The organism is Streptomyces sp. CA-106110 (assembly GCF_050936285.1).
Classification (GTDB): Bacteria; Actinomycetota; Actinomycetes; order Streptomycetales; family Streptomycetaceae; genus Streptomyces.
Genome location: NZ_JBNJNB010000002.1, coordinates 245,966 through 269,295, shown reverse-complemented (window position 1 = coordinate 269,295; position 23,330 = coordinate 245,966). Strand labels below are relative to the sequence as shown.

Sequence of the window (23,330 nt, the reverse complement as noted above, 5' to 3'; positions counted from 1 at the left end):
CAGCAAGATGTTCGGGTGGACGGGCGGTCCGAGCCGTAAGCATCCCCGGATGAGGCTGAAAGGGCTCGATCCGTCCAGCCACACCGGCTCCCAGCGGTGTGGCTGGACGGTGCCCTTGTCGTGTATGCGGCAGGAAGGGCGCGGTGGATGGCGAAGGACGCCCAACCCTCCCTGCGGCGCTTCGATCACGATGACGCGATCCCGCTAAACTGTGCCTCTACCTCGCCGACCAGGACGTCCCCGACCCGTGGGGCGGGGACGAGACCGCCTTCACCGCCGTTGTGAAACTCATCGAAGACGGCGCCGGCCAGCACCTTCCGTAACCTAGAGGCTCAGCGGGGGTGAGTCCTGTTGCCAGAACCCGTGCTCAGCCGAACGCCCCGAACATTCTTGGGTGTTGTGGACCGCGTTCGCTCCGCGTCCGGCGTGCACGGATCGTGTCCGTGGTCCGGGGATGCGGGGGCGGTTTTCCTCGCTCTCTCGGTCGCCGGGTCGGGCCTGGGCGGTCCGATGCCCGTGCACATCGCTCTGGTGTGCACGGGGCGGTGTCTTGGGTGGGGTGGGTGGCGCCGCGGGGGCGTCGGCGGCCCTTATAGGCCGGGGAGGATCTTGGTGGGTTGGCCGGTGTGCTTGGCGATCGTTTCGAAGTCGGCGTCGCGGTGCAGCAGGATCAGGTTCGACAGTTCGGCTGTGGCGGCGACCAGTAGGTCGACGGTGCCGGGGCCGCGGTGCTCGCCGTGGTTGGTGAGCAGCTGCTGGACCTCGCGGGTGCGCTGGTAGATGCCATCGGGGATCGGCACCCACGTGTACGCGGCGGCGAGGAGGGTGAGGATGGCGGAGCGGTCGGCCGCGGTGCGGGCGGAGTAGCAGAACTCCAGCTCGGTGATGTCGCAGACGCCGACCAGGCCGGCGTCGATGGCCTGGTTGAAGCCGTACTCGTCCTGGATGTCTGGGATCAGGCGCGCCAGGGCGGAGGTATCGGCGAGGTAGTTCACGCCGCGTCCCGCCCCGTTCGGTCGCGGTGCTTATCGCCGGGCTTGGGCCGGTAGTTCTTCTTGTCCAGCAGCAGGTCGAGGTCCACCGCGCCGTCGGCGGCCAATCGGGCGAGCTCCGTGCGGGCCTTGGCCCGGTTGATGCGCGTGGCCGCTTCGGACAGGGCGCGGTTGACGGTGTCCTTCTTGGTCTTGGTGCCGAATGCCTGCTGAGCAGCGGCGAGGGCCTCTTCGTCGATGTCGATGAGCATCTTGGTCATGGCAACCCTCTTTCATCTATACGTAACTCTATCACGTATATATCGCGGGTGTGCCCGGGCGCCCCGCGGCACCCGACCGCCTCGTTGCGACTCGTAGCGCTTCAAAGCTCACCCCGGAAGCCGGTCATCATGAGTCCCTTCGTGAACTCGTCCGGCGGTCTCGCGGCTACCCCCGCTCTGCGCCGGCCTTTGCCCGCGGTGCGCTTGAGGGAGCCCGTCACAGAGATGACCGACTTGAAGGCTCCCCTCCCTGAAGGGAGGGGATTCTCCACCCTCCAGGGCTGCGTGGGGATTCACGGCTCAGGCCGCCACCGGAGCCGGCGGCTCAGGTGGTCTTACGCCCTCGGCACCGTCCGGGTTCCAACCTGCCCGGACCAGCATCACGCGGGCGGAGTTCTTGTCCCTGGGCGAGACGGCTCCGCACACGGTGCAGGCATAGGTTCTCATCGAGAGAGGGAGTGCGTGCTTGGTTCTCGCTCCGCACTGCGCGCAGTCCATCGTGGTGTGCGCCGGGTGCACCAGGCGGACGTCCCGTGCGTGCTTGCGCCCCATCTCGACCAGAGCGCGTTTGGTGGCGGCGATGGCGGCATCGGCTGCCTTGCGGGCCATCGTGGTCTTCGCGAGGAACTTCGGGCGGAAGTCCTCCACCGCAACCCCGTCATGATCACGCATCACGGACTTGGCCCACTTGCGGCCGGTGTCCTCCCGCTGCCGCGCGATCTTCTTGTGCAGCTTCGCGGCCTGTGCCTGCGCCTTCCGGTAGCCCTTGGATGCGGGCCGGCCCTTCGGACGCCGGCACCGGGCCATCATCCGCTGATAGCGGGCGAGCCGCTGAGCGGCCCGCTTGCCGTGCTCGGCATGCGGGAGATCGTAGGCGCCATCCGTGGTGGTGGCCGTCTCCTTCACACCCCAGTCCACACCAAGCACCCGCCCCCTGGGAGCGAGCGGTTCGCTCTGCGCGGGGGCGACGAAGGACACATACCAGTGCCCGAGCGTGTCCCGGTACACGCGCACACTCGACGGGTCGACCGGAAGAGCCCGCGACCACACCACGCTCAGCACGATCTGGCCCGCAAGGTGCAGACGACCGTCCTTCAGACGGAAACCCCGCCGCGTGTAGTTCAGGCTCGGCCTGGCCTCCCGCTTCTTCTTCCAGCCGGGCATCCCGGCCCGGCGGTGCTGCGCAAGCCGGTCCTTGACGTCCTTCAACGCCTTCGCCCGCGACTTGGCGAAGTCCCCAATCACCTGCTGCTGCGGCACCGAGGCACCCTCGGCCAGCCACGGCATCACCCGACGCGCCTCAGTCAGCATCCTGTCCAACTGCGCCGGACCACACGTCAGCTTCTCGCCGGACTCCTTGCTCTGCCGGTGGACCTGCTTGGACTTGGCCACGCATTCATTCCAGAGCCACCGGCAGCGGTCCCACTCCGCTTCAAGTGCGCGCCGCGCGGTAGCCGACAGGCGCACACGAAAGGAGTACCGGGCATGCCCGGCCCCCTCCGTGGTCGCGTCTGTCGTCATGCATCCGAACCTACCCGGGAGGACTGACAGTTGAGACCTCTTGATCGCCACGGGCTCGCTCACCTCGTCGCGGGTGGACGGTCTTTCGCCCTGGAGGCGAAACCCCTATTTCCTGTCCTGCTCCGCAGGAGACCGATTCCTCCCCGGCCTGAAGGCCGGGGCATCCTCGGAGGAACCCGGTGAACTTGGGGGCTGAGGCGGCGGGTTCACGGAATCTGCCGCATGTGTCACTTCCCGGTCTGCCGCCAGACGGAGGTGAGCGCCGCTACGGGGTCGGTGTCGGGGGGTGCCGCGGGCCACCATTCGCCGTCGTCTTCCTGCAGGTAGGGGTACCAGCGGGCGTCGGGGCCCAGGCGGAGCTGGATGCCGTGGCCGGTGAGGGTGAGGCGGTTGCGCCAGGCCCTGAGGGGGATCGGCGCGGTGGTCATCTCGGTGAGGGCTGCGGTCAGGGCAGCGCGGGCGGCCGTCATTGCCGCCGGGTCGGGGGTGTGGGGCTGTTCGGCGACGGTGAGGCCGGTGGGGCCGCTGTGGCGCCAGGCGCGGGTGAGGCGGGCGAACGCGGTCGGTTGGGCGCCGGTGGTCTGGATCAGGCGGTGGAACCACTCGGGTCCGGGGTTGCTTGCGGCGATCCGTACGGCGTCCTGGTGCTGGGTGAGGTGCAGGTCGGTGGTGTCGCCCGTGAGGAGCCGTGCGGCGCGTTGGGCGGCGTCGGTCATGAGGCGTTCCAGGTCCGTGGTGGCCAGGCCGCTGCCGGAGGGCGGGGTGATGGGCAGTGCGGCGGTGTGGGCGGCCGGTTCGGGGGGTTCGGGCAGTTGGGGGGCGTCTTCGGCCCAGCGGGTGTACGCGGCTGCGGCCGGGACACCCGTCGGGGCCGGTGGGCTCGCGGTCTGTTGGCTTGCCGTGCGGCGTGCGCGCAGCTGGGCGAGGACCTCCTCGCGGCTGCGGCCGCGCAGTGCAAAGAGCACGAAGGGGTCGGTGTCGATGGTGGCGGCGATGGCGTAGCAGAGTGCGGCGGCGTGTTTGCAGGGGTATCCCCAGTCGGGGCAGGAGCACTCGGGGTCGAGTTCGGTGGGCTGAGGGAGGAGGGGTACGCCTGCCTGGCGGGCGTCGTCGACGAGTTCGGCGGGCATCTCGCCGTCGAGGAGCGCGGCGAGGTGCCCGGCACGGGCCGTAATGGTGTCGAGCAGGGTGTCCCACTGAGCGTCGGTGAGGACGGGCAGGTGGACCGAGGAGCGGTACGGGCGCGGCCGGCTGCCCTGGACGGCGGCCTTGACCTGGCCTGGGGCGACGGTGGCCGGGCCGACCATGCCCTGGCGGGCGTAGGTGCGTCCGCGGGACAGACGTCCGGCGTCCAGAGTGGAGCCCTCCAGGGCCGTCACCCACGCCTGGCCCCACCAGGTCGCGGCGAAGGCGCGCCTGCCGCGGCCGGGCGCGCGACGCTGGCCGGGCAGCGACGGGCTCATGATTGCTCTCCCAGGGCGACGAGTTCGGCGAGGTCGGCGTCGGACAGTTCGGTCAGGGCGGCCTCACCGGAGCCGATGACGGCGTCGGCGAGCGCGCGCTTGGATTCGAGCAGTTTGGCCACCTTGTCCTCGACGGTGCCCTCGGCGATGAGTTTGTGCACCTGGACGGGCTTGTCCTGGCCGATGCGGTAGGCGCGGTCGGTGGCCTGGTCCTCGACGGCCGGGTTCCACCAGCGGTCGTAGTGCACGACGTGGGTGGCGCGGGTGAGGTTGAGTCCGGTGCCCGCCGCCTTCAATGACAGCAGGAACACCGGCACTTCACCGCGCTGGAAGCGGTCCACCATCTCCTCGCGCCGCGTGACGGTGGTGCCGCCGTGCAGGAAGAGGGTGGGGGTGCCGCGTTCGGCGAGATGTTTCTCCAGGAGGGTCGCCATCTGCTTGTACTGGGTGAAGACCAGCACCGACTCGCCTTCGGCGGTGATGGTGTCGATCAGTTCGTCGAGCAGGTCGAGCTTGCCGGAGCGGCTGGCGAGGGGTGTGGACTGGCGCAGGTACTGGGCCGGGTGGTTGCAGATCTGCTTCAGCGCGGTGAGCAGCTTGAGGACCAGGCCGCGGCGGGCGATGCCCTCGGATTCCGTGATCTTCGTCATGGTCTCGCGGACCACCGCCTCGTACAGGCCGGCCTGTTCGGCCGTCAGCGGTACGACGCGGTCGGTCTCGGTCTTGGCCGGCAGTTCGGGTGCGATCCCCGGGTCGGACTTTCTGCGGCGCAGCAGGAAGGGACGGACGAGACGGGACAGGCGCTCGGCGGCCTCGGGGTTCTCGCCCGCTTCGATGGCGCGGGCGTGCCGGTCGCGGAAGGCGGTGAGTGGGCCGAGGAGTCCGGGGGTGGTCCAGTCGAGGAGTGCCCACAGTTCGGAGAGGTTGTTTTCCACGGGGGTGCCGGTGAGGGCGACGCGGGCGCGGGCGGGCAGGGCGCGCAGTTCCCGGGCGGTGGTGGTGTAGGGGTTTTTGACGTGCTGGGCCTCGTCGGCGGCGATCAGCGACCAGGCGGTCTCGGCGAGGACTTCGCGGTCGCGGCGCAGCACGCCGTAGGTGACCAGGACGATCTCGTCGTCGGCCAGGTCGTCGAGGTGGCGGTCGCCGCCGTGGTAGCGGCGCACGGGGATGGATGGGGCGAACCTGGCCGCCTCGCGCTGCCAGTTGCCGAGTAGGGAGGCGGGGCAGACGACGAGCGTGGGGCCGGCGGTGTCGGGGTGGGTCTGGCAGTGCAGGTGCAGGGCGAGCAGGGTGATGGTCTTGCCCAGGCCCATGTCGTCGGCGAGGCAGCCACCGAGGCCGAGTTCGCACATCTCGGCCAGCCAGGCCAGGCCCCGCTTCTGGTAGTCGCGCAGGGTGGCTTTGAGTGCGGCGGGCTGCGGTGCGGGCGCACGCTCTTCGGGGTCGCGGATACGGGCGACGAGGTCGCCGAAGGGGCCGACCGCCGTGCAGGGGATCAGTTCTCCGTCCCTTGCCGCCTCGCCGGTCAGTGCGGCTTCGAGTGCCTCCATGGGGGTCAGCGGTTCCATCCTGCGGCGCTTTGCGCGTGCCACCAGCTTCGGGTCGGCGACTACCCAATGGTCGCGCAGCCGGACGAGGGGGCGGCGGGCCTCGGCGAGGGCGTCCATCTCTTCCTCGGTGAGCGGTTGGCCGCTGAGCGAGATCTGCCAGCGGAAGTCGAGGAGGTCGTCGGTGTCGAGGAGGCCGCCCGCGCTGGAGCCGGGGGCCGTGCGCTGCCCGATCTGCGCGGACGCGGTGAGTGCCTTGACCAGCTCGCGCGGCCAGTGCACGTCGATACCCGCCGTACGCAGCGTATCGGTGGCGTCGCCCAGCAGGTCGAGGGCTTCGTCGTCGGTCAGCCGGAGCTGATCGGGCGCGGCGTCCTTCAGCAGCCGCTGGAGCGGGGGCCAGACCCGGGCGCCGCGGCGCAGTGCGAGCAGCGTCTGGGTCTCGGCATGCGGGCCGAGCAGCCGTTCCACTTCGGCCGGTTCGCTCCACAGCCGTGCGGCCTCGACGACGAGCGCCGGATCCGCCTCGGTGTGCAGCTGCAGGACGGCCCGGAACTGCCGACGTTGCCCCTCGGGCAGGTCGACGCGCAGTGAGACGCCGACGTCGGCGGTGAACGCGGCGGTGGTCTCCTCGGCCCACTCGCGCAGGGTGAGCACGACACGCGTCTCGCGCCAGGCGTAGGGCAGGGCTCCCATGGCGAGCGGGGCGGCCGGGGTACGGACCAGGTCGTCGGCGACCGCGTCGCAGAACTGGCGTACCAGTGCGGCCGGTTCGGCGATCCGCAGTGGGGCCGGTCCTGGCTCGGGCAGGCAGTGGGCGTGGGGCGGGAAGGCGGCGGCGAGGGCGTCCAGCCTCTGACGCTGGCCGGTGGTGAAGGGGCCCGCCTGCCAGGTGTCGTAGCCGGCGGGGGTGAGGGCCGGGTGGAGTCGGCCGTCGGCGAGCAGACGCAGCGCGAAACGGGCGGCGGCTTGCCAGGCGGCGGCGGACGGATGCGGCGGCTTCGCCCCGGCCAGGGCGGCAACGGCGAGGGCGACGGGCAGCGCGTAGCCCTCCACCCTGCGCCGCCTGGCCGAGCGGCCGTGCGGCAGCACCAGCTCCGCCGACTCGGTCTCGACGCCCGCGGGCGTCATGCCCTCGGCGGCGGCTGCCCCGACGGGCTGCCACAGCAGCAGCCGACCGAGGCGGGCGGGCTCGCCGGGCAGGAACACCGACGCCCAGCCGCCGTCGAGCAGACCCCGCGCCCAGGCGGCCGACTCCGGTGCGGCCAAGGGCGGCACGCTCCTCGTGCCCATGCCCGGCTCCCGTACGACGACTCGTGCCACTCTCTTTCGCCCCATCGTTATGCAAGCGAGCCGCACCGCGCCCCGCTCACCACCACGCGCCGTCACCCACCAGCGGGTTCCGGCCGCCCTTGCGTCACCGGCGGGAGTGCGCCTTGTTCGCCGCGGTACGCATGCGTTTGGCCAGCCGCTTGTCGACGCTGCGCAGACCCTCACCCAGTTCGGCGAGCACCTGGGCGGTGGCCGGGTGCTTTACTCGCCACAGGTCGTCCACCCGCCCTTCGAGCGCCTTTGGCACCGTGTTCCAGTTCTCCAGGAAGCCCCGGACCAGCTCCTCGCTCTCCCCCGCACCGGCGAGGAGCGACAGCCCGTCGACGAGCAGCCACAACCCGGCCTCCTCCGCCCGCGCCGGGTCCACGTGCGCTTCTGCCCCAGGGCGTGCGCCCAGGGCCGCAGCGGCCACCTGGCGGCACCCCTCGACGTCGGAGTCCGCTGCCTTCCGCAGCACTCGCAGTGCCCGGGGGTCGTCGAGCTCGGCCAGGACCAGTTGGGCCACGGCGCGCTTCGCCGCGGCCTTGGGGCCGTCTCCCGCGCAGGCGTCGAGCAGCCCCACCGCGGCATCCGCCGCAGTTCGGTGTTCCAGCCACCCTTCGACCTCCCGGCGCATCTCCTCGGGGAAGTAGCCCACAAGCCCCTGGAGCAGAGTGTCGGCGTCCGCTTCGGCCAACTCACCGAGCAGCGGCGCAGGCATACCCCACTCCATCAGGTAGGCGCGGAGCCCGTAGCGGCCGAGCGGGGTGAGCCGCATGCGGTCCCCGCGCCCGTCCTCCCGCGACCGGTCCGACGCCGCCGACGAGGGTCCTGAACCGCCCGGCTCCTGTCCGCTCATGGCGTTCAGGAGTGTGCGCAGAGCGTCTCTGATTGGCTTAGCGAGCCTGAGCGTTGCTCAGCCTTGGGAGCCAATCGCCTTCGTGCCCTGGTACTGAACGACAGGAGCCGCCAGCCCGCGTGGCACGTCCCTCCGGACGCTGGCCGACCGGGCCGCAAGACCCGACCGAGGAGGGTGCCCGACGTCGCCTGGGCGCCGAGCGTGCGCGTAGCACTCTGCCACAGGTTCACTACGCTTCGCCAATCCAACTGGTGAGCCTCCTCGGCCAAACCGTCGCCGTCACCGGGCTCGTACTCCACCGCGCCCAACAGGGCGAGCCTTTCCCCCAACTCCCGGAAGGACGCCGCGAACAGCGCCTGGAAGAGATCGAACTCCGGCCCGGTCTCGCCCGCCTCACGGGCCTTCGCACGCAGGTCGTCGACATCCACCCAGACGTCGTCCGGGGCGTCGTACAGCAGCTCGACCAGTCCGTCGGCGAGCTCGGCCGTCAGCTCGCTCAGCTCGCCGTGCAGCCTGTCCAGCACCCCCGTCTCACCGATCTCCTCCAGCAGATCGCACAACGTGGCGGCCCAGAACTCCAGAAGGTCCTCACCGGCGAAGTCGGTCGCCGCGCCGCCCCACGCGCGGCCCCCGCCGATTGTGATCATCCCGCCGTCCACGGCGAGCCACCACGGATCGTCGAGAACGGCCACGTCCTTGGCGCTGCGCAGCGATTTCAACGCACGAGCCCGCGCGACGGCATCGGCATACGGCGAGTCGCCGCTGGCCAGCTTCCACAGCTGGAGATCTTCGACGGCCTCACGGGCAAGCGCGGGCCGCAACACCCGGCCGGCGGTGACCTGCCGTCCCTCGCGGCACCAGGCGGCGAGCCGCAGCGCCGCGTCGAAGAGCGGAACACCCCGCACGGCAGCGACAAGGTCCCCCCGCGCAGCCAGGGTCACCGGGCGCAGCACAGGCACATCCTCGGCAGGCCCGTCGACTCTGGCATCGACCGGATCGCCCACCCGGCACTGCCCACAGGTACACAGCGCCACGTCCTCGGCGTTCAGCCGACCAACACCGCCGCGCCCGGCCCGATCACCGGCCGGCGGCTTCGCTTTTCCGAACACCGTGTCCGGCGTCAACAGGGCCAGCCGCGCGGTGATCCCGTCCCGGTTGAAGGCCGCCGGATCGTAACCGGCCGCCCGCAGCTCGGCGACCAGCTCACCGTACAGGTCATGCCCGGCCCCATCCGGGCGGTCGAGGAGCTCCAGCACCTCGGCCAGCCCCCACACGCCGCCGATGTCCTCGCCCGGCACATTCGCCCGACGCCCGCCGACGCAGCACACCGCCCGCTCCGCGCCCGCCGGGCGCGGCAGCGCCTTCTCCAGCGTGATCCCGTGCTCCCAGTCATCGCCGAAGTCGTAGACGTAGCGCAGCCGTGCCCCCTCCTCGGCCAGCACGTCACCGAGCGCGGTGGCGCCCTCGTCACCGACCCCGCGGCCGAAGCCGAGATCGATGTCCGTGAGCCGGGCCGCAGCGCCGTACCCCCGGCCGAACTCGTCGGTGAAGAGATGCAGATGACCACCATGCCAGCCGAAAGCGACCTGGATGGCGTCGTGCAGTGTGCCGAGCGAGGTGTCGGACGGCAGCACCAGGCGTCGCCACAGGGGCGGCTTTGTACCGTGGAGCACGATCTTCAGCTGGAGATCGGACAGGACCGCCCTCGTGTCTCGCCGCACCTGTTGCTCCCACCGATCCGAGGCCACCCGAACGCCTCATCATGGCGGCCCGGCGCGTGCCAGCCCAAATCAGACAGTCGCGATGACCGGCAATGCAGCCCCATACGGCCTCGGTGTCACTCGCAGTGGGTACCCCAGTGCCGATCAGCCGGACGCTGCCGCCAGGATCACGTCCACCAGCGTCTCTGGTTGGCTTAGCGAGCCTGAGTGTTGCTCAGCCTTGGGAGCCAATCGCCTTCGTGCCCTGGTACTGAACGACAGGAGCCGCCGGCCCGCGTGGCACGTCCCTGCGGACGCTGGTCGACCGGGCCGTAAGACCCGACCGAGGAGGGTGCCCGACGTCGCCTGGGCGCCGGGCGTGCGTGTAGCACTCTGCCACAGGTTCACTACGCTTCGCTCATCCAACTGGTGAGCCTGTCGGCCGCGTCCGGCTTCCCATGTGCCCGGGCCCGCTCCGCCATCGCTGTACGGCAGGCGGGGTCCGTCAGCAGCCGGCCCACCGCGTCGCACAGGGTGCCCGCCGTGACCTCACCGAGCAGGGCCACGGCTGCCCCGGCCTCGTGCAGGTAGCGGGCGTTGTGCGCCTGCTCGTTGCCTGCCGACGTGGCCAACGGGATGAACACCGCCGCTTTGCCCAGCGCGGTCAGTTCCGCGAGCGTGCCCGCCCCGCTGCGTGAGATCACGACATCCGTCAGCGCCAGGACGTCCGGCAACTCCGGCCCGACAAAGCCCGTCGGGTAATACCGGCTCGCCAGATCCGCGGGCAGGGCGGCATGCCGGATCAGGTCGGTGATACGCCAGTTTGCGCGGAAGCTGTCGCCCCGGGCCTGCTCGACCTGGGCGTACAGGTCAGCCAGCCGCGGTCGCCGGCAGATCGAGAGCAGCACATCGGTCCGGGCGGCGAAGACACACAGCGAGCACGAGCAGCGCGAGGTGGCGGACCAGTCGCCGGCGCCGGGCACCGAGTCGTACGTCCAGGAGTAGGGCACCGGCGCGTCGGCGTGCCGCTCCTTGACCGCGCCGGTCGACCAGTCCTTGACGGCAGCCACTCGTCCACGATCCGCGCACTGTTGGCCTGCACGGTGCGGAAGGATGCACGCTTCTTGCGGTCGGGCCCCTCGTCGCTGCGTAGACCCATGACCTTCAAGATCCGCACCGGGCGGCCGAGCTCACGCTTGAGGCGGTTGACGATCGGCGTCCAGGCGCTGGAGACCACGCTCTCCTTGGCTCTCTTGCGGCAGTACGGGCTGCCCATTCGAGGGAAGCGCCCGTACGCCGCGATCTCGGTCAGCTCTTTTGCGCCGTCCGGGCGGAGGCACGCGAGTTCGTGGATTCTTGGAGGGGTCCAGTAGTTGAAGCCGCTCGCCTGTCGTCAGTTGAGGGCGCGGCGAGGGGCGGGTTCGTCACGGGGCGGTGAGCGTGTAAGCGGTTAGGCCCGCCGGACTCAGCGCAGGCGACATCGTGGATCGCACAGCGCCTCCTGCTGGTCAGCTCCGAGCTCGCCGACGTTCTCAGCACCGTGATCAGCCGAGTTCGCGGGCAGGACGGCTGAGTGCCGAGCATCCCGTCCTACGACAGCGAATCCGCCCAGAGAACACCGGAGAGCGGGCACGAGTCAGGGCGAAATCGGGCCTGTCCGGTTCGGGAAGGGGCCGTCGGAAAAGGGCCCGAGCCACGGGCACCTCGTCGGCGGCTCACTTCACTCGGCGGGCGGGGACGGGAAGACCAACGTTCGCAAGGACGCACGGCGTCCCGTCCCCGACCCAACAGATGCAGGTCGTGGGTTGCGGCCGGGGCCAGCTTGCGCCACGTGGCGGCTGTTGTCGTGTTGCTGACAACTGTCGGTCATCCCCCTAACATCACTTCCCGCGACAGCGCTCTTACCGATCGGGGGAATTGTGCAGAACAAAGACGTCCGTCGAAACTTACGCGATACTCCTGGCGATCGCGCTTCCCATGGGGTTGCTGAACCAGCTGCCCTCCAAGGCGGAGGCCGCCGAGCAGGTGCGGCTCCCGCCGGCCGCGTGCGCGGGCATGACCGCGCCCGGGGAGGACGGGAACTCGGTCGACGACGAGAACCACGCCGCCATCCGGCTCGACCTGCCGACGCCCGACTCGGAGGTCGCGGTCGACGAGCAGGGGAAGATCGACGTCAAAGGCGTCCTGCACAAGCAGGCGCAGATGGTCGATGTCTCCATCGGCAAACTGGTGACGACCGACTTCACCCTCGGCCCGCCGCCGGACGGCGTCTCGCGGTGGGCATCGTCGTGGAAGACGCGACTGCGGCCGCCACAGCTCGGCAAGAACCTGGTGTGTGTCCGCGCGAAGCGCGACCCCAAGCGGTCCGCGCGCATCCTGCGATCCTTCACCATCGTCGACCGGATCGCGCCGAGCAACGTCAGCGGGCTGGCCGTCGGTGACATCACGCCCACCACGGCCCGGGCGTCCTGGGGCGAGGCCACCGACAACTACGGTCTCGCGGGATACGAGGTCCGGGTTGACGGCGGCGACCCGATCCGGACCAACGTCGGCACCCGCTCGTACACCTTGACCGGCCTCTCACCGGACGCGGACCACACCGTGTCCGTGGTCGCCGTCGACCTGGCCGGCAACAAGTCGGCGGTGCCGGCCAAAACCATCTTCCACACGAAGGAACTGCCGCCGGAGCCCGACCCCAACGCCGAGCTGAAGTTCGACGTGCAGGAGGGCGGCGCCGTTGCCAGGTGGCAGCCAGACCCCAACGGGGACTTCACCGGCTTTCTCCGAGGATGCCCCGGCCTTCAGGCCGGGGAGGAATCGGACTCCTGCGGAGCAGGGCAGGGACAGCCGGATCGCCGTCAGGGCGATCCGGCGTCCACCCCGCACGGCCGTGATGCCGCCCACAACGGTCAAGAACTCTCAACTGTCAGTCCTCCCAGGTAGGTTCGGATGCATGACGACAGAAGCGACCACGAAGGACACCGGGCATGCCCGGTACACCTTCCGTGTACGCCTGTCGAAGACAGCCCGGCGCGCACTCGAAGCCGAGTGGGATCGCTGCCGCTGGATCTGGAACGAATGCGTGGCCAAGTCCCGGCAGGCCCACGCGCAGAGCAGAGCGGGCGGCGAGAAGTTGACGTGTGGTCCGGCGCAGCTGGACAGGATGCTGACCGACGCCCGCGGGGTGATGCCGTGGCTGGCTGAGGGCGCGAGCGTGCCGCAGCAGCAGGTGATCCGGGAGTTCGCCAGGTCGAGGGCGAAGGCGCTGAAGGACGTCAAGGACGGGCTTGCGCAGCACCGCCGGGCGGGGATGCCCCGCTTCAAGCGCAAGCGTGACAGCCGACCGTCGCTGAACTACACGCGGCGCGGTTTCCGTCTGAAGGACGGTCGTCTGCACCTTGCGGGCCAGATCGTGCTGAGCGTGGTGTGGTCGCGGGCTCTTCCGGCCGACCCGTCGAGCGTGCGCGTGTACCAGGACACGCTCGGGCATTGGTACGCCTCCTTCGTCGCCCCGGCCCAGGTCGAGCCGCTTGTGGAGACCGGCCACGTCCTGGGCGTGGACTGGGGTGTGAAGGAGACCGCGACCACCACGGATGACGCCTACGACCTTCCGCATGCCGAACACGGCGAGCGGTCCGCTCAGCGGCTCGCGAAGTACCAGCGGATGATGGCCCGGCGCCGGCGACCGAAAGGACAGCGTGCATCCACCGGCTACCGGAAGGCGCAGGCACAGGCAGCGAAGCTGCACAGGAAGGTCGCGCGGCAGCGTGAGGACACCGGCCGCAAGTGGGCCAAGGCCGTCATGCGCGATCATGATGGAGTGGCGGTGGAGGACTTCCGCCCGAAGTTCCTCGCGAAGACCACCATGGCCCGCAAGGCGGCCGACGCGGCCATCGCGGCGACGAAGCGTGCCCTGGTCGAGATGGGCCGCAAGCACGCACGGGACGTCCGTCTGGTGCACCCGGCGCACACCACGATGGACTGCGCAACGTGCGGGGCGAGAACCAAGCACGCACTCCCTCTCTCGATGAGAACGTATGCCTGCACCGTGTGCGGAGCCGTGTCCCCCAGGGACAAGAACTCCGCTCGCGTGATGCTGGTCCGGGCGGGTTGGAACCCGGACGGTGCCGAGGGCGTAAGACCACCTGAGCCGCTGGCTCCGGTGGCAGCCTGAGCCGTACATCCCCGCTCAACCCTGGAGGGTGGAGAATCCCCTCCCTTCAGGGAGGGGAGCCTTCAACTACCGCGCCTTCCTCGACGGCCGGCTCTACGACGAGTTCTCGATGAAGGACTACTGCCAGGACGCCGAGGGCAAGCCGGCAGACCCGTGCACGGCGGACGATGTCATCAAGTACACGATCGAGCCGCTCGAGTCGTCCACGCCGCACTCAGTGCGGATCGACGCGATGCGCGAGGACGGCACCAAGTGGCGGGACTTCTCCAGAGACTTCACCACCAAGGCCGTCGACCCGGCGATCCCGGCAGAGGTCACGCAGAAGGCGACAAGCGAGGCCTCGCAGTGCGCCGCGCAGGGCGGCGACTTCTACATCGAGCAGAGTTTGCGTGCCGGCATCACCGTGCCCGGGGGGAGCGTCGAGGTCTTCCCCGGCTGCTTCAAGGCCGCGAACGCCAGCTGCATCGAGAAGTACATGCCGCCGGACAAGGACGAGAAGCTCGACTGCTCGGACGACGTCACCCACTTCCTCCACGACCTGGCATCGCCCGGCGGCGGACCGGTGCTCTCCTCGCTGAGCGGCGGCCCCACCGGCGAGGTGCAACCGCTGTTCGATCCGGGCACCCTGGTCCAACCAGTGGTGTGGTGTGAACAGAACGCGCCCACCTGCACAGGGCCCCGGCGAGTGCCGGGATCGTCCGGTTTGATCATGTGATGCCGTAGAGGGTGAGGACGCGGGGGCGCTCGGTGTGGGCTCGTCGTCCGGCGGCGGTGTTGACGTAGCCGGCGAGCTTGAGCGCGCTGCGGATCAGGTCGCGGAGGGCAGCGAGTACGGCGGGCGCTTTGTGGGTCCTGACCTGGGACTTGTCCTCGTTGAAGGTGACATCTCGACACCAGTGGACGGTATTTTCCACGGTCCAGTGCCCGCGAGCCCAGGACGCGATCTCGGCTGCGTTCGCTTCCTCGGCGGGCAGGTCGGTGATGGCGTAGACGGTCTCGCTGGACCATTTCTTCGCTCCGTAGAGACGGCGGCGGCGCTGGATCCGCAGGACCTGGGCCGCGTGCGGGAAGAGCAGTCCGCTGACGGTGACGACCTGCACGAGCCGCTGCTCGTGACGGCCGTGGCCCCGGGCGTCGTCGCGGTGGATCACAGGGATCTCCTTCCAGGGCAGGGCGTGGAGTTGACGGGCCTGGCCACGCTGGTTGTTCTTGATGGTCAGCAGGTAGTGAGCGCCGCGTTCGCGCAGGTAGGTGGCGTGGTCACGTTGGGCGTGGAGGGCATCGGCGGTAACGACCACCCCCGCGAGATCCGCGTCGTCGATCTGGTCGAGAAGAGGTGCGAACTCGGGGATTTCATTGGTCTTCGCGCCGATCTCGCGGGAGGCGAGAGTGACACCGTCGCCGTGACGGACGGCGGACAGGACGAAGACCCGACTGCCGTCCGGGCGCCTCGCGCCACGCAGGCACTTGCCGTCCACCGCGATCGCCCGCCGCCTCAGCCGTGCCGGCTCGGCGCGGGCGGCCGCCCGGTGAGCCCGGCGCTGTTCACGCTCGGTTGCGCCGTCGGGCATCACCGGCTCCGGCCGGCGGGGCTGTGTGGACAGCAAGGGCCGAAGGTAGTCGTAACCGGCCGCGCCGATCTCACCGGGATCGAGCCGCCCCAGGACGCTGCGCAGGGTCTTCTCGCTCGGCACCCGGTAGCGGCCAAGGAGTGGGTGGTAGGGCAGGCCGAAGGCGGCCAGTTCCTCCGGCGTCGCACGTCGGCACCACTCCGCCGCCGCGGTGATCGAGTCGTGGCCGGACGGGGTCATCGCGCAGACCACCAGGGCCAGCAGCGAGGAGAGCCGGTACCGCACTCCGCAAGCCCCTCTCGGGTCGGTGACCGACTCGAACTCCGTGACCAGGCTGCGGACTTGGTCCTTGGCGGCACCCTGGCCGAGGGCTTCCAGGCAGGGCGCATGAGGCACGGGGACAGCGACAGGGGATGATGGAGGAACGAACACGGCACCTTCGTGGATCTTGGAGCGTAGAGAACTACATGATCCACAGGTGCCGTGTTCACCTGCTTCCGGGGCCCACCACCGACATCAACACCCCAGGCCAGGACGATCCAGGCACTCGCCAAAGCCCTGGGGGACACCCTGATCAACTCTTCCAGCGTGGGATCCGGTGCGCTGAGCAGTTACGGGACATACCGACTGCGGTCGGCAGCAGGATCGTTCGCGCGAGAGGAGTCGCTCAGGCGGGCGTGATGTTGTGGTTGTGGCGGAAGAGGTTGTCCGGGTCGTGGCGACGCTTCACGGCGGCGAGACGGTCGTAGCGCTCCTTTCCGTATACAGCGCGCACTCCTGCCGGGTCGGTCGCCTCGTCCGGCGACAGGAAGTTCACCATGTTGCGCTCGGCCACCCAGGGTGCCAGTCCGTCCACGACGCGCGCCAGATCGGCCCGGAGCTCCTCGGCGCGGTCGGGCGTGCCCACCGCGGCGGCGAAGAGGACATACGGCAGTCCCTTGCTGGGCACTGAGTTGGGAAAACGGGGCTCACGGTCGAAAGCACCGCCGAGAGCCCGTATCTCCACACTCGTCAGTGTGCAGTCCGACTCGGCGTCCGTCAGCTCCACGAGTGCCTGTGCGGTCTTCTCGGAGAACTCCGTCAGGCACACGCAGCGGTCGAAGTACGGCATCGGGTCCACCGGGTCCATGTGGATCTCCCCGACCGAAGTGACGGGCTTCTCCGCCACCAGGTCGAGCAGGGCCGGCGCAGCCGCCCGCAGCGGTGCGATCAGTTGCTCGCCCTCGGTCGCGGTGCCGAGGTAGCCGATCCGCAGGTGGACGACGAACGCGCCACGCAACGGATCGGGGAGCGCCGGCAAGTCAGGCAGGCGCTGGACTGCGATGGACGACGTCATGTCGTCACCGACGGTGGGCAGCCACATGCGCCAGGCCGTCAGGACGCGGTCCAGGTCTTCCCCGCGGAAGTAGATGCCCCCGCCGTAGAAGCGTGCGACGGGGAACACCTCGAACTCGATCGCAGTCACGACTCCGAAGTTGCCCTTGCCGCCCAGCAGAGCCCAATAGAGGTCCGGTTCGGACTCGGGTGTGACCCGGCGCAGCTCTCCGTCCGCGGTCACCACGTCCAGCCACCTGACGTGGTCGGCGGCATAGCCGTGGGTGCGGCCCAACAGCGGACTCTGTCCACCCCCCAGCGTGTAGCCGACAACCCCGACCTCGGGTGCCGAACCGGATACCGGAGCAAGCCCGTGCTCGGCCGTGCGGGGCAGTACTTCACTCCAGTGCACACCCGCCTCGACGCGTACGGTTCGCTCCTCGGCGTTGACGGAGATCCCTTTCATACGCTGCGTGGTGATGAGGAGCCAGCCCTCGGCCGAGGAAACCATCTGGTGGGCAGTGGACTTCACCGCGACCGGCAGCCCGTGCCGGACGGCGAACCGCACCGCCGTGACGACATCCTCAGCGTTGGCCGCCCCCACCACGACCGCCGGCTCGAGAGCACAGTTCAGATTGTACGTGGCGCACTCCGCCTCGTAGCCCTCGGCCCCCGGCTCCACAACCGGTCCTGTCACAGTCTGCCGCAGCCCCGCCACGTCCTCGGGCTTCAGTTGCACGCCCACGCGAATCCCTCTCCATTGAACGGTGAACACTTCTTGCCTATGTTGCGTACGACCCTGCCATTGCAGTGTCTACGGGAGCTCTACAAGGCCTATACGGTGGCAATCGCAATAGCCGCGAGGTCCGACAAGCGGAAACTGCATGGAACTGTCCTGCCTGCTGCTTCTGCCCTCTGCGTATTGCTGCGCGAAAGCGGCCCGCGGGTGAGCCGCGAGATAGTCGCGGGATCAATGGTCAGACTCTGTTGGCGATCTTCAGGTGAGTTCGAGGTCGAGGCAGAGGGTGTGGAAGCGGGTGGGTCCAGGGCCCCGGCGAGTGCCTGGATCGTCCTGGCCTGGGGTGTTGATGTCGGTGGTGGGCCCCGGAAGCAGGTGAACACGGCACCTGTGGATCATGTAGTTCTCTACGCTCCAAGATCCACGAAGGTGCCGTGTTCGTTCCTCCATCATCCCCTGTCGCTGTCCCCGTGCCTCATGCGCCCTGCCTGGAAGCCCTCGGCCAGGGTGCCGCCAAGGACCAAGTCCGCAGCCTGGTCACGGAGTTCGAGTCGGTCACCGACCCGAGAGGGGCTTGCGGAGTGCGGTACCGGCTCTCCTCGCTGCTGGCCCTGGTGGTCTGCGCGATGACCCCGTCCGGCCACGACTCGATCACCGCGGCGGCGGAGTGGTGCCGACGTGCGACGCCGGAGGAACTGGCCGCCTTCGGCCTGCCCTACCACCCACTCCTTGGCCGCTACCGGGTGCCGAGCGAGAAGACCCTGCGCAGCGTCCTGGGGCGGCTCGATCCCGGTGAGATCGGCGCGGCCGGTTACGACTACCTTCGGCCCTTGCTGTCCACACAGCCCCGCCGGCCGGAGCCGGTGATGCCCGACGGCGCAACCGAGCGTGAACAGCGCCGGGCTCACCGGGCGGCCGCCCGCGCCGAGCCGGCACGGCTGAGGCGGCGGGCGATCGCGGTGGACGGCAAGTGCCTGCGTGGCGCGAGGCGCCCGGACGGCAGTCGGGTCTTCGTCCTGTCCGCCGTCCGTCACGGCGACGGTGTCACTCTCGCCTCCCGCGAGATCGGCGCGAAGACCAATGAAATCCCCGAGTTCGCACCTCTTCTCGACCAGATCGACGACGCGGATCTCGCGGGGGTGGTCGTTACCGCCGATGCCCTCCACGCCCAACGTGACCACGCCACCTACCTGCGCGAACGCGGCGCTCACTACCTGCTGACCATCAAGAACAACCAGCGTGGCCAGGCCCGTCAACTCCACGCCCTGCCCTGGAAGGAGATCCCTGTGATCCACCGCGACGACGCCCGGGGCCACGGCCGTCACGAGCAGCGGCTCGTGCAGGTCGTCACCGTCAGCGGACTGCTCTTCCCGCACGCGGCCCAGGTCCTGCGGATCCAGCGCCGCCGCCGTCTCTACGGAGCGAAGAAATGGTCCAGCGAGACCGTCTACGCCATCACCGACCTGCCCGCCGAGGAAGCGAACGCAGCCGAGATCGCGTCCTGGGCTCGCGGGCACTGGACCGTGGAAAATACCGTCCACTGGTGTCGAGATGTCACCTTCAACGAGGACAAGTCCCAGGTCAGGACCCACAAAGCGCCCGCCGTACTCGCTGCCCTCCGCGACCTGATCCGCAGCGCGCTCAAGCTCGCCGGCTACGTCAACACCGCCGCCGGACGACGAGCCCACACCGAGCGCCCCCGCGTCCTCACCCTCTACGGCATCACATGATCAAACCGGACGATCCCGGCACTCGCCGGGGCCCTGCCCACCTGCACGATGCTGCTGGCGCCTCCGGTGGTGGTCGGCGAGGCCGCGGCAGCCACAGCCGTCGTCGCCACCGTCGTCTACTGGGTCGTCATCATCGCCGCGGCGATCGCCATCGGGGTCGTGCTCGGGACGCTCTGGGCGATCCTCGCTCCCAGTTCGATAGCCATCGGCGGAATCCTCGAATACCCGATCGACTACACCAAGGACTTCAACATCTTTGGCGACTGGGGCTTGGAGGATGGCCGTTGGTACCACAGCCTGACGGCATACGCACAAACGATCAAGACGGCAAAGGAGGTAACCGACCGCTACAACCTGCCGTTCGCGTGGAACTCCACCGATGACTCGGATCTCAGGGCCAACATCGACCAGGCCTGCGCCGCCCAGAAGCAGGCCTCGTCGACCATCGCCCCGTGCGGTGAGGACTTCGCCGTCTACGTGCCCGGCGGACGGAACTACAAGTTCGAGCCCATGCAGGAGACGGGGAAGCACATCGTGGAGGCGATGGGCAACGGAAGGTGGCCGCAGGGGGGACGGGCCAAGTGGTTCGGCCCGGCGCGCAGCATAAACGGCCAGGCCGCGATCAACGCGGGCTACCAGCGCAACTGGTTCTACACCGATGCGCGGTTCGCGCCGAATGCCTGCCTGCCTCGACCCGCGGTCGGTTCCGGGAAGACCTGCGACGAGTTCCCGTTCTGGGCTACGGATCAGGCGGTCAACCTGTCGGGTGTGACCGCCGACGTGCGACTGGTGCCGAGCACGGAGTCGATGCCGCAGGCTCGTGACATCATCGGGTTCGAGAACAAGTGCAAGGTGCAGGACAACGAGAGGTTCATCGTGCTGCCGGTCAAGCCGTGGGTTGCGGCGAACGCGCCGAGTTTCGGGTTCCGCGTCAACTCCAGCGGGGCCGACCTGTGCATGGAGCCCGCGGGAACGCCCTGATGCTCGATGACATGTCCGTGCTGCGTGACGCGGCACAGGAGTACCGGGCGGCGGCGACGGCCGCGGGCCTCACCTGGCCCGAGTCGGTCGCCCCGCCCGGGGCTCCGCCCCCGCCGGACCTGGTCTACCGGCTGTTCGACGTGGACCGGGTCGCCGAGCAGGTGACCTGGCTCCACGGTCAGGGATGGGGCGAGAAACGCCTGCTGCCCAACCGCGGCTGGCTGCTTCCCTGGCCGGCCGACGTGAACGAGGCGCTCACCAACCTGTCGCTGTCGGTCGGCGTCCCGTTCCCCTGGCGGCATCAACTACCGCTGTTCCACTTCGAGTACCTCATCTACACGTTCGTGCTGGCGGGCGACCACGAGGGCGAGATCTGGCGCTACGAGATCGCTCCCGACGCCTGGGACGCGGTCCGCGCGGCCCCCAGCCTGGCCGCCTTGTTCACCGAGTGGGCCAAGGGGCTGGCGGCCGGTGTGGTCTACCTCAACGACCTCGACGGCTTCCTCGCCGTAGGCGAACGCGGCCACGGCCGCCGCGACGTCGACGTGCTGCTGGAGCGAACCGCCATCCTCGACCCGCTGGCCTTCCCGGTGTCCATGCCGGAGCAGCCGCTGCTGAGGGAGCGGCAGGCCGCGTGCGGGGTCGACATGAGTTGCGTCGGCGCCGACCGGGGCTTCGAATGCTTCGAGGCGCTGAACGAGGAGATCGACGCCGTGCGCGCCTCGCTCGGGGTCTGAGCGGCTCAGCCGAGTGGCTGGGCGGCAGCGCAGGCGAAGACGGGATCGCATCGGCGAGGGCGGCCATCAGATCTGCCCGCCGCCCGGCCGGTAACCGCCCCGCGTCCGCGCCCCCGCTATGTGCAAGGGCGGGGCTCGGCAGGCGGCACTGCGTGCGGGCGATGGCCCCCTCGGTGGCGTTGCGGTTGCCGGTCACGGCCACGGCGCGGCCGGTCAGCTGGGGCAGCTGGTCGCCTCCGCGGACCCATAGGCCCAGCGGGCAGTCCGGGCCGAGGTCGGCCAGGGCAGTGGGCCAGACCTCATCCGCGGGGATGATGAACCGGCAGGTCAGCTGTGCGTTGTCGAGCTCGTCGCGTGTCCTGTACTGGGCCAGTCGCCCGTTGCCGTCGTGGCGCACGCGCTGTAGCCAGACGTCGGCGGGGGAGTAGCGGGCGAGGTCGGCGGCGACCTGGGCCGGGGTGAAATGGGCGGCCGGTGCGGCGCGGGCGGCACGGTCGGACAGCGTGCTCTTGGGCATGGCGGCCTTTCGGGCGGGGCGCGGCACCGGCAGGCGAACCGGTGCCGCGCCGGGTGGGCGGGTGAAGGGGGAGAGGGAGAGAGAGTCAGCGGCCGACGTGAAGGGGGGAGCCGTCGGCGGCTGCGGGGGTGCCGGTGTTCGCCCAGCCGGAAGACCTTTGCTCGTCCCACCAGGCGGGCGGGTTGCCCGGGTGCCTGGTGGCCGCTGGGGATGTGCTCGGTGCGGCGGGCTGAGCCGTCGGGGGTGGGGCGACGGGAGCGGCGGCGGCCGGGCTGGGCAGGCTGGCTTCGGTGTAGGCGATGCGCTGGCGCAGGCTGACGCCGAGGTCGTCGACGCTCACGTAGATGGAGTCGTCCCTCGTTTCGGTGATGCGCCCCTTGATCAGGATTGTGACCCCGATGGTGAGGGACTCGGTGGCGTTGCGGGCGAGGTCCCGCCAGGCCGTGCAGACGTAGGGGATCGGGGTTCCATCCCGCCACGTCTGTGCGGCGGCGTCCCATTGGCTCGGCGTCGCGGTGACGCGGAACCGGCAGACGGCGATACCGGATTCGGTGAAGCGGCATTCGACGTCGCTGCTGACGGTGCCGGACAACACGTGCGGGATGAGCGGGGACATGCGAACACCTCCTATCTCAAAGTCCAGGTAGGCGAAGACGAGAACCCCCGCGATCGCGACGCACGGCAGCCCTTCGTCATCGGGGCCGGCCTGCGCGTGGAAGACGGCCGCGCTGTTGACCACAGCGCAGACCTCCTCGTCCGTAGTGTGATTCGGGGTGGTGTGAACCACCCCTGACCTGCTGTTTCTCGGCGGCCAGTGAGAAACACTGGCCGTTGGCTGCCGGAGCTAGATTCAGCGCATGAGCACATGGGGGCCGGTGGTGACGGCAGCGGGCGGCTCGTGATCGCGGTAGTCCGAGACCTTCACGTAGACGCCCGGCATTGTGTCCAGCCGCAGGCCGGGCCCCCAGGCCTCGGTCACTTCCTGGGGGAGATTCTCCACGCCGTCCGCCTCGACCTGCCCGGCCCAGCCGGTCACGTCGCGGCCGAGTGCTCGCCGCCACGTCAGCAGGATCGGGAACAACTGGCCGCAGTCGTCGACCAGGGCGACCGCGCGGGACTCGTGCGGGCCCGGGGCACTCGGCGTAAGTGGGCACGTCGGGGCGGCTGCGTTCTCCGTGGAGGCTGTCTCGCCCTGATTCGGCCTTGTCGCGTTGTGGATCAGTGCGTGTGCAGGCGTGGACCAGATGGTGAGTGGTGCAGGCGCTTGGCATCTCCGGTTGACCAGGGGAGATGCGGCGGCGAACGAAGGTGTCAGGAGCCGTTGACATCCTCACCTCCAAGGAATAGGACAAAAGTCGTAAAGCATTCACAGTTAGCCATCTCGGATTTAGGTGGCTTTCCGGCGGTCGACGCCAGGGCCACTTGACTCGTGCGCTGCGAGAAGGAGGTGAACACATGAGCGACACCGAACAGGCGCCTCAGGAGCCCGAGTCGACTTCGACCGAGGGTGAGGAGTCGGCGGCCGAGGCAGCGGAGACTGCGGAAGGTGCGGAGGCGGAAGCCCCTGCGACCGGTGAGGCCGAGGAGCCCGAGTCGGCTTCGACCGAGGGTGAGGAGTCGGCGGCCGAGGCAGCGGAGACTGCGGAAGGTGCGGAGGCGGAAGCCCCTGCGACCGGTGAGGCCGAGGAGCCCGAGTCGGCTTCGACCGAGGGTGAGGAGTCGGCGGCCGAGGCAGCGGAGACTGCGGAAGGTGCGGAGGCGGAAGCCCCTGCGACCGGTGAGGCCGAGGAGCCCGAGTCGACTTCGACCGAAGGCGAAGAGACCACAGCCGAAGCGGAGAAGCAGGAAGCGGAGGCACCGGAGGCCGAAGGCGAGGAGTCGTCCGAGGGCGAGTAAGTGTGACCCCCGGCAAGG

At 69.6% G+C, this 23,330-nt stretch carries 18 protein-coding genes and 1 pseudogene; 7 read left to right on the top strand and 12 right to left on the bottom strand.

The features are described 5' to 3' along the window. Window positions 1–590: 590 nt before the first annotated feature. From ACQEXA_RS58930 to ACQEXA_RS58895, 8 genes and pseudogenes are all read right to left on the bottom strand, one after another. Window positions 591–995 carry a PIN domain nuclease gene (locus ACQEXA_RS58930; protein ID WP_432940881.1) on the bottom strand — a complete coding sequence of 135 codons (405 nt, stop codon included), beginning with the start codon at window positions 993–995 and terminating at the stop codon, window positions 591–593. Further along, a complete protein-coding gene (locus ACQEXA_RS58925) occupies window positions 992–1,252 on the bottom strand; it encodes a type II toxin-antitoxin system VapB family antitoxin (protein WP_359407616.1) in 261 nt (86 codons plus the stop codon). The genes ACQEXA_RS58930 and ACQEXA_RS58925 overlap by 4 nt, the downstream gene beginning before the upstream one ends. 300 nt (window positions 1,253–1,552) lie before the next feature. Beyond that, window positions 1,553–2,773 carry an RNA-guided endonuclease InsQ/TnpB family protein gene (locus ACQEXA_RS58920; protein WP_433134972.1) on the bottom strand — a complete coding sequence of 407 codons (1,221 nt, stop codon included), beginning with the start codon at window positions 2,771–2,773 and terminating at the stop codon, window positions 1,553–1,555. A gap of 227 nt (window positions 2,774–3,000) precedes the next feature. Continuing rightward, window positions 3,001–4,236 carry an SWIM zinc finger family protein gene (locus ACQEXA_RS58915; protein WP_432940875.1) on the bottom strand — a complete coding sequence of 412 codons (1,236 nt, stop codon included), beginning with the start codon at window positions 4,234–4,236 and terminating at the stop codon, window positions 3,001–3,003. Further along, window positions 4,233–7,076 (bottom strand): DEAD/DEAH box helicase, encoded by a 2,844-nt coding sequence (locus ACQEXA_RS58910; RefSeq protein ID WP_433134971.1) that lies wholly within the window; start codon window positions 7,074–7,076, stop codon window positions 4,233–4,235. Before ACQEXA_RS58910 ends, ACQEXA_RS58915 begins: the two co-directional genes overlap by 4 nt. 124 nt (window positions 7,077–7,200) lie before the next feature. Next, a complete protein-coding gene (locus ACQEXA_RS58905) occupies window positions 7,201–7,953 on the bottom strand; it encodes a hypothetical protein (protein ID WP_433134970.1) in 753 nt (250 codons plus the stop codon). 5 nt (window positions 7,954–7,958) lie between these two features. Further along, window positions 7,959–9,674, bottom strand: coding sequence for a plasmid pRiA4b ORF-3 family protein (locus ACQEXA_RS58900; RefSeq protein WP_433134969.1), 1,716 nt, complete (start codon window positions 9,672–9,674; stop codon window positions 7,959–7,961). Window positions 9,675–10,060: 386 nt separating this feature from the next. Then, window positions 10,061–10,453: pseudogene (locus ACQEXA_RS58895) on the bottom strand (UDP-N-acetylglucosamine--N-acetylmuramyl-(pentapeptide) pyrophosphoryl-undecaprenol N-acetylglucosamine transferase); the annotation flags it as partial. A 1,177-nt stretch (window positions 10,454–11,630) separates the two neighbouring features. Here ACQEXA_RS58895 and ACQEXA_RS58890 point away from each other — a divergent pair. Genes ACQEXA_RS58890 through ACQEXA_RS58880 form a run of 3 tightly spaced genes read left to right on the top strand, consistent with a single transcriptional unit; the run spans window position 11,631 to window position 14,542 of the window. Then, window positions 11,631–12,596 carry a fibronectin type III domain-containing protein gene (locus ACQEXA_RS58890; RefSeq protein WP_433134967.1) on the top strand — a complete coding sequence of 322 codons (966 nt, stop codon included), beginning with the start codon at window positions 11,631–11,633 and terminating at the stop codon, window positions 12,594–12,596. Between the two features lie 10 nt (window positions 12,597–12,606). Beyond that, window positions 12,607–13,827 carry an RNA-guided endonuclease InsQ/TnpB family protein gene (locus ACQEXA_RS58885; RefSeq protein WP_433134965.1) on the top strand — a complete coding sequence of 407 codons (1,221 nt, stop codon included), beginning with the start codon at window positions 12,607–12,609 and terminating at the stop codon, window positions 13,825–13,827. Window positions 13,828–13,855: 28 nt separating this feature from the next. Beyond that, the gene (locus tag ACQEXA_RS58880) at window positions 13,856–14,542 is read left to right on the top strand and encodes a hypothetical protein (protein WP_433134963.1); all 687 of its coding nucleotides are present in this window, start codon (window positions 13,856–13,858) and stop codon (window positions 14,540–14,542) included. Here the strand turns inward: ACQEXA_RS58880 and ACQEXA_RS58875 are convergent. Continuing rightward, complete coding sequence (locus tag ACQEXA_RS58875) at window positions 14,535–15,830, bottom strand: ISAs1 family transposase (RefSeq protein WP_432920765.1); 1,296 nt, start codon at window positions 15,828–15,830, stop codon at window positions 14,535–14,537. The genes ACQEXA_RS58880 and ACQEXA_RS58875 overlap by 8 nt on opposite strands. A gap of 235 nt (window positions 15,831–16,065) precedes the next feature. Beyond that, window positions 16,066–17,457, bottom strand: a complete 1,392-nt coding sequence (locus ACQEXA_RS58870) for an FAD-binding oxidoreductase (protein WP_433134962.1) — start codon at window positions 17,455–17,457, stop codon at window positions 16,066–16,068. Window positions 17,458–17,885: 428 nt separating this feature from the next. Between ACQEXA_RS58870 and ACQEXA_RS58865 the strand changes: the two genes are divergently transcribed. The 3 genes from ACQEXA_RS58865 to ACQEXA_RS58855 are packed head-to-tail and all read left to right on the top strand — an operon-like array spanning window position 17,886 to window position 20,899. Further along, window positions 17,886–19,181, top strand: a complete 1,296-nt coding sequence (locus ACQEXA_RS58865) for an ISAs1 family transposase (protein ID WP_432920765.1) — start codon at window positions 17,886–17,888, stop codon at window positions 19,179–19,181. Between the two features lie 48 nt (window positions 19,182–19,229). Next, a complete protein-coding gene (locus ACQEXA_RS58860) occupies window positions 19,230–20,162 on the top strand; it encodes a NucA/NucB deoxyribonuclease domain-containing protein (protein WP_432940858.1) in 933 nt (310 codons plus the stop codon). 11 nt (window positions 20,163–20,173) lie between these two features. After that, entirely contained in the window at window positions 20,174–20,899 is a 726-nt protein-coding gene (locus tag ACQEXA_RS58855; RefSeq protein ID WP_432940855.1) for a hypothetical protein, read from the top strand. Window positions 20,900–21,501: 602 nt separating this feature from the next. On the opposite strand, the gene ACQEXA_RS58850 is transcribed toward ACQEXA_RS58855, so the two are convergent. Both ACQEXA_RS58850 and ACQEXA_RS58845 read right to left on the bottom strand, forming a co-directional pair. Next, a complete protein-coding gene (locus ACQEXA_RS58850) occupies window positions 21,502–22,155 on the bottom strand; it encodes a single-stranded DNA-binding protein (protein WP_432940852.1) in 654 nt (217 codons plus the stop codon). A gap of 111 nt (window positions 22,156–22,266) precedes the next feature. Beyond that, window positions 22,267–22,497 (bottom strand): hypothetical protein, encoded by a 231-nt coding sequence (locus tag ACQEXA_RS58845; protein WP_432940849.1) that lies wholly within the window; start codon window positions 22,495–22,497, stop codon window positions 22,267–22,269. Window positions 22,498–22,871: 374 nt separating this feature from the next. Here ACQEXA_RS58845 and ACQEXA_RS58840 point away from each other — a divergent pair, with 374 nt between their 5' ends. After that, window positions 22,872–23,312 (top strand): hypothetical protein, encoded by a 441-nt coding sequence (locus ACQEXA_RS58840; RefSeq protein WP_433134961.1) that lies wholly within the window; start codon window positions 22,872–22,874, stop codon window positions 23,310–23,312. The last annotated feature ends 18 nt before the right edge of the window (window positions 23,313–23,330 follow it).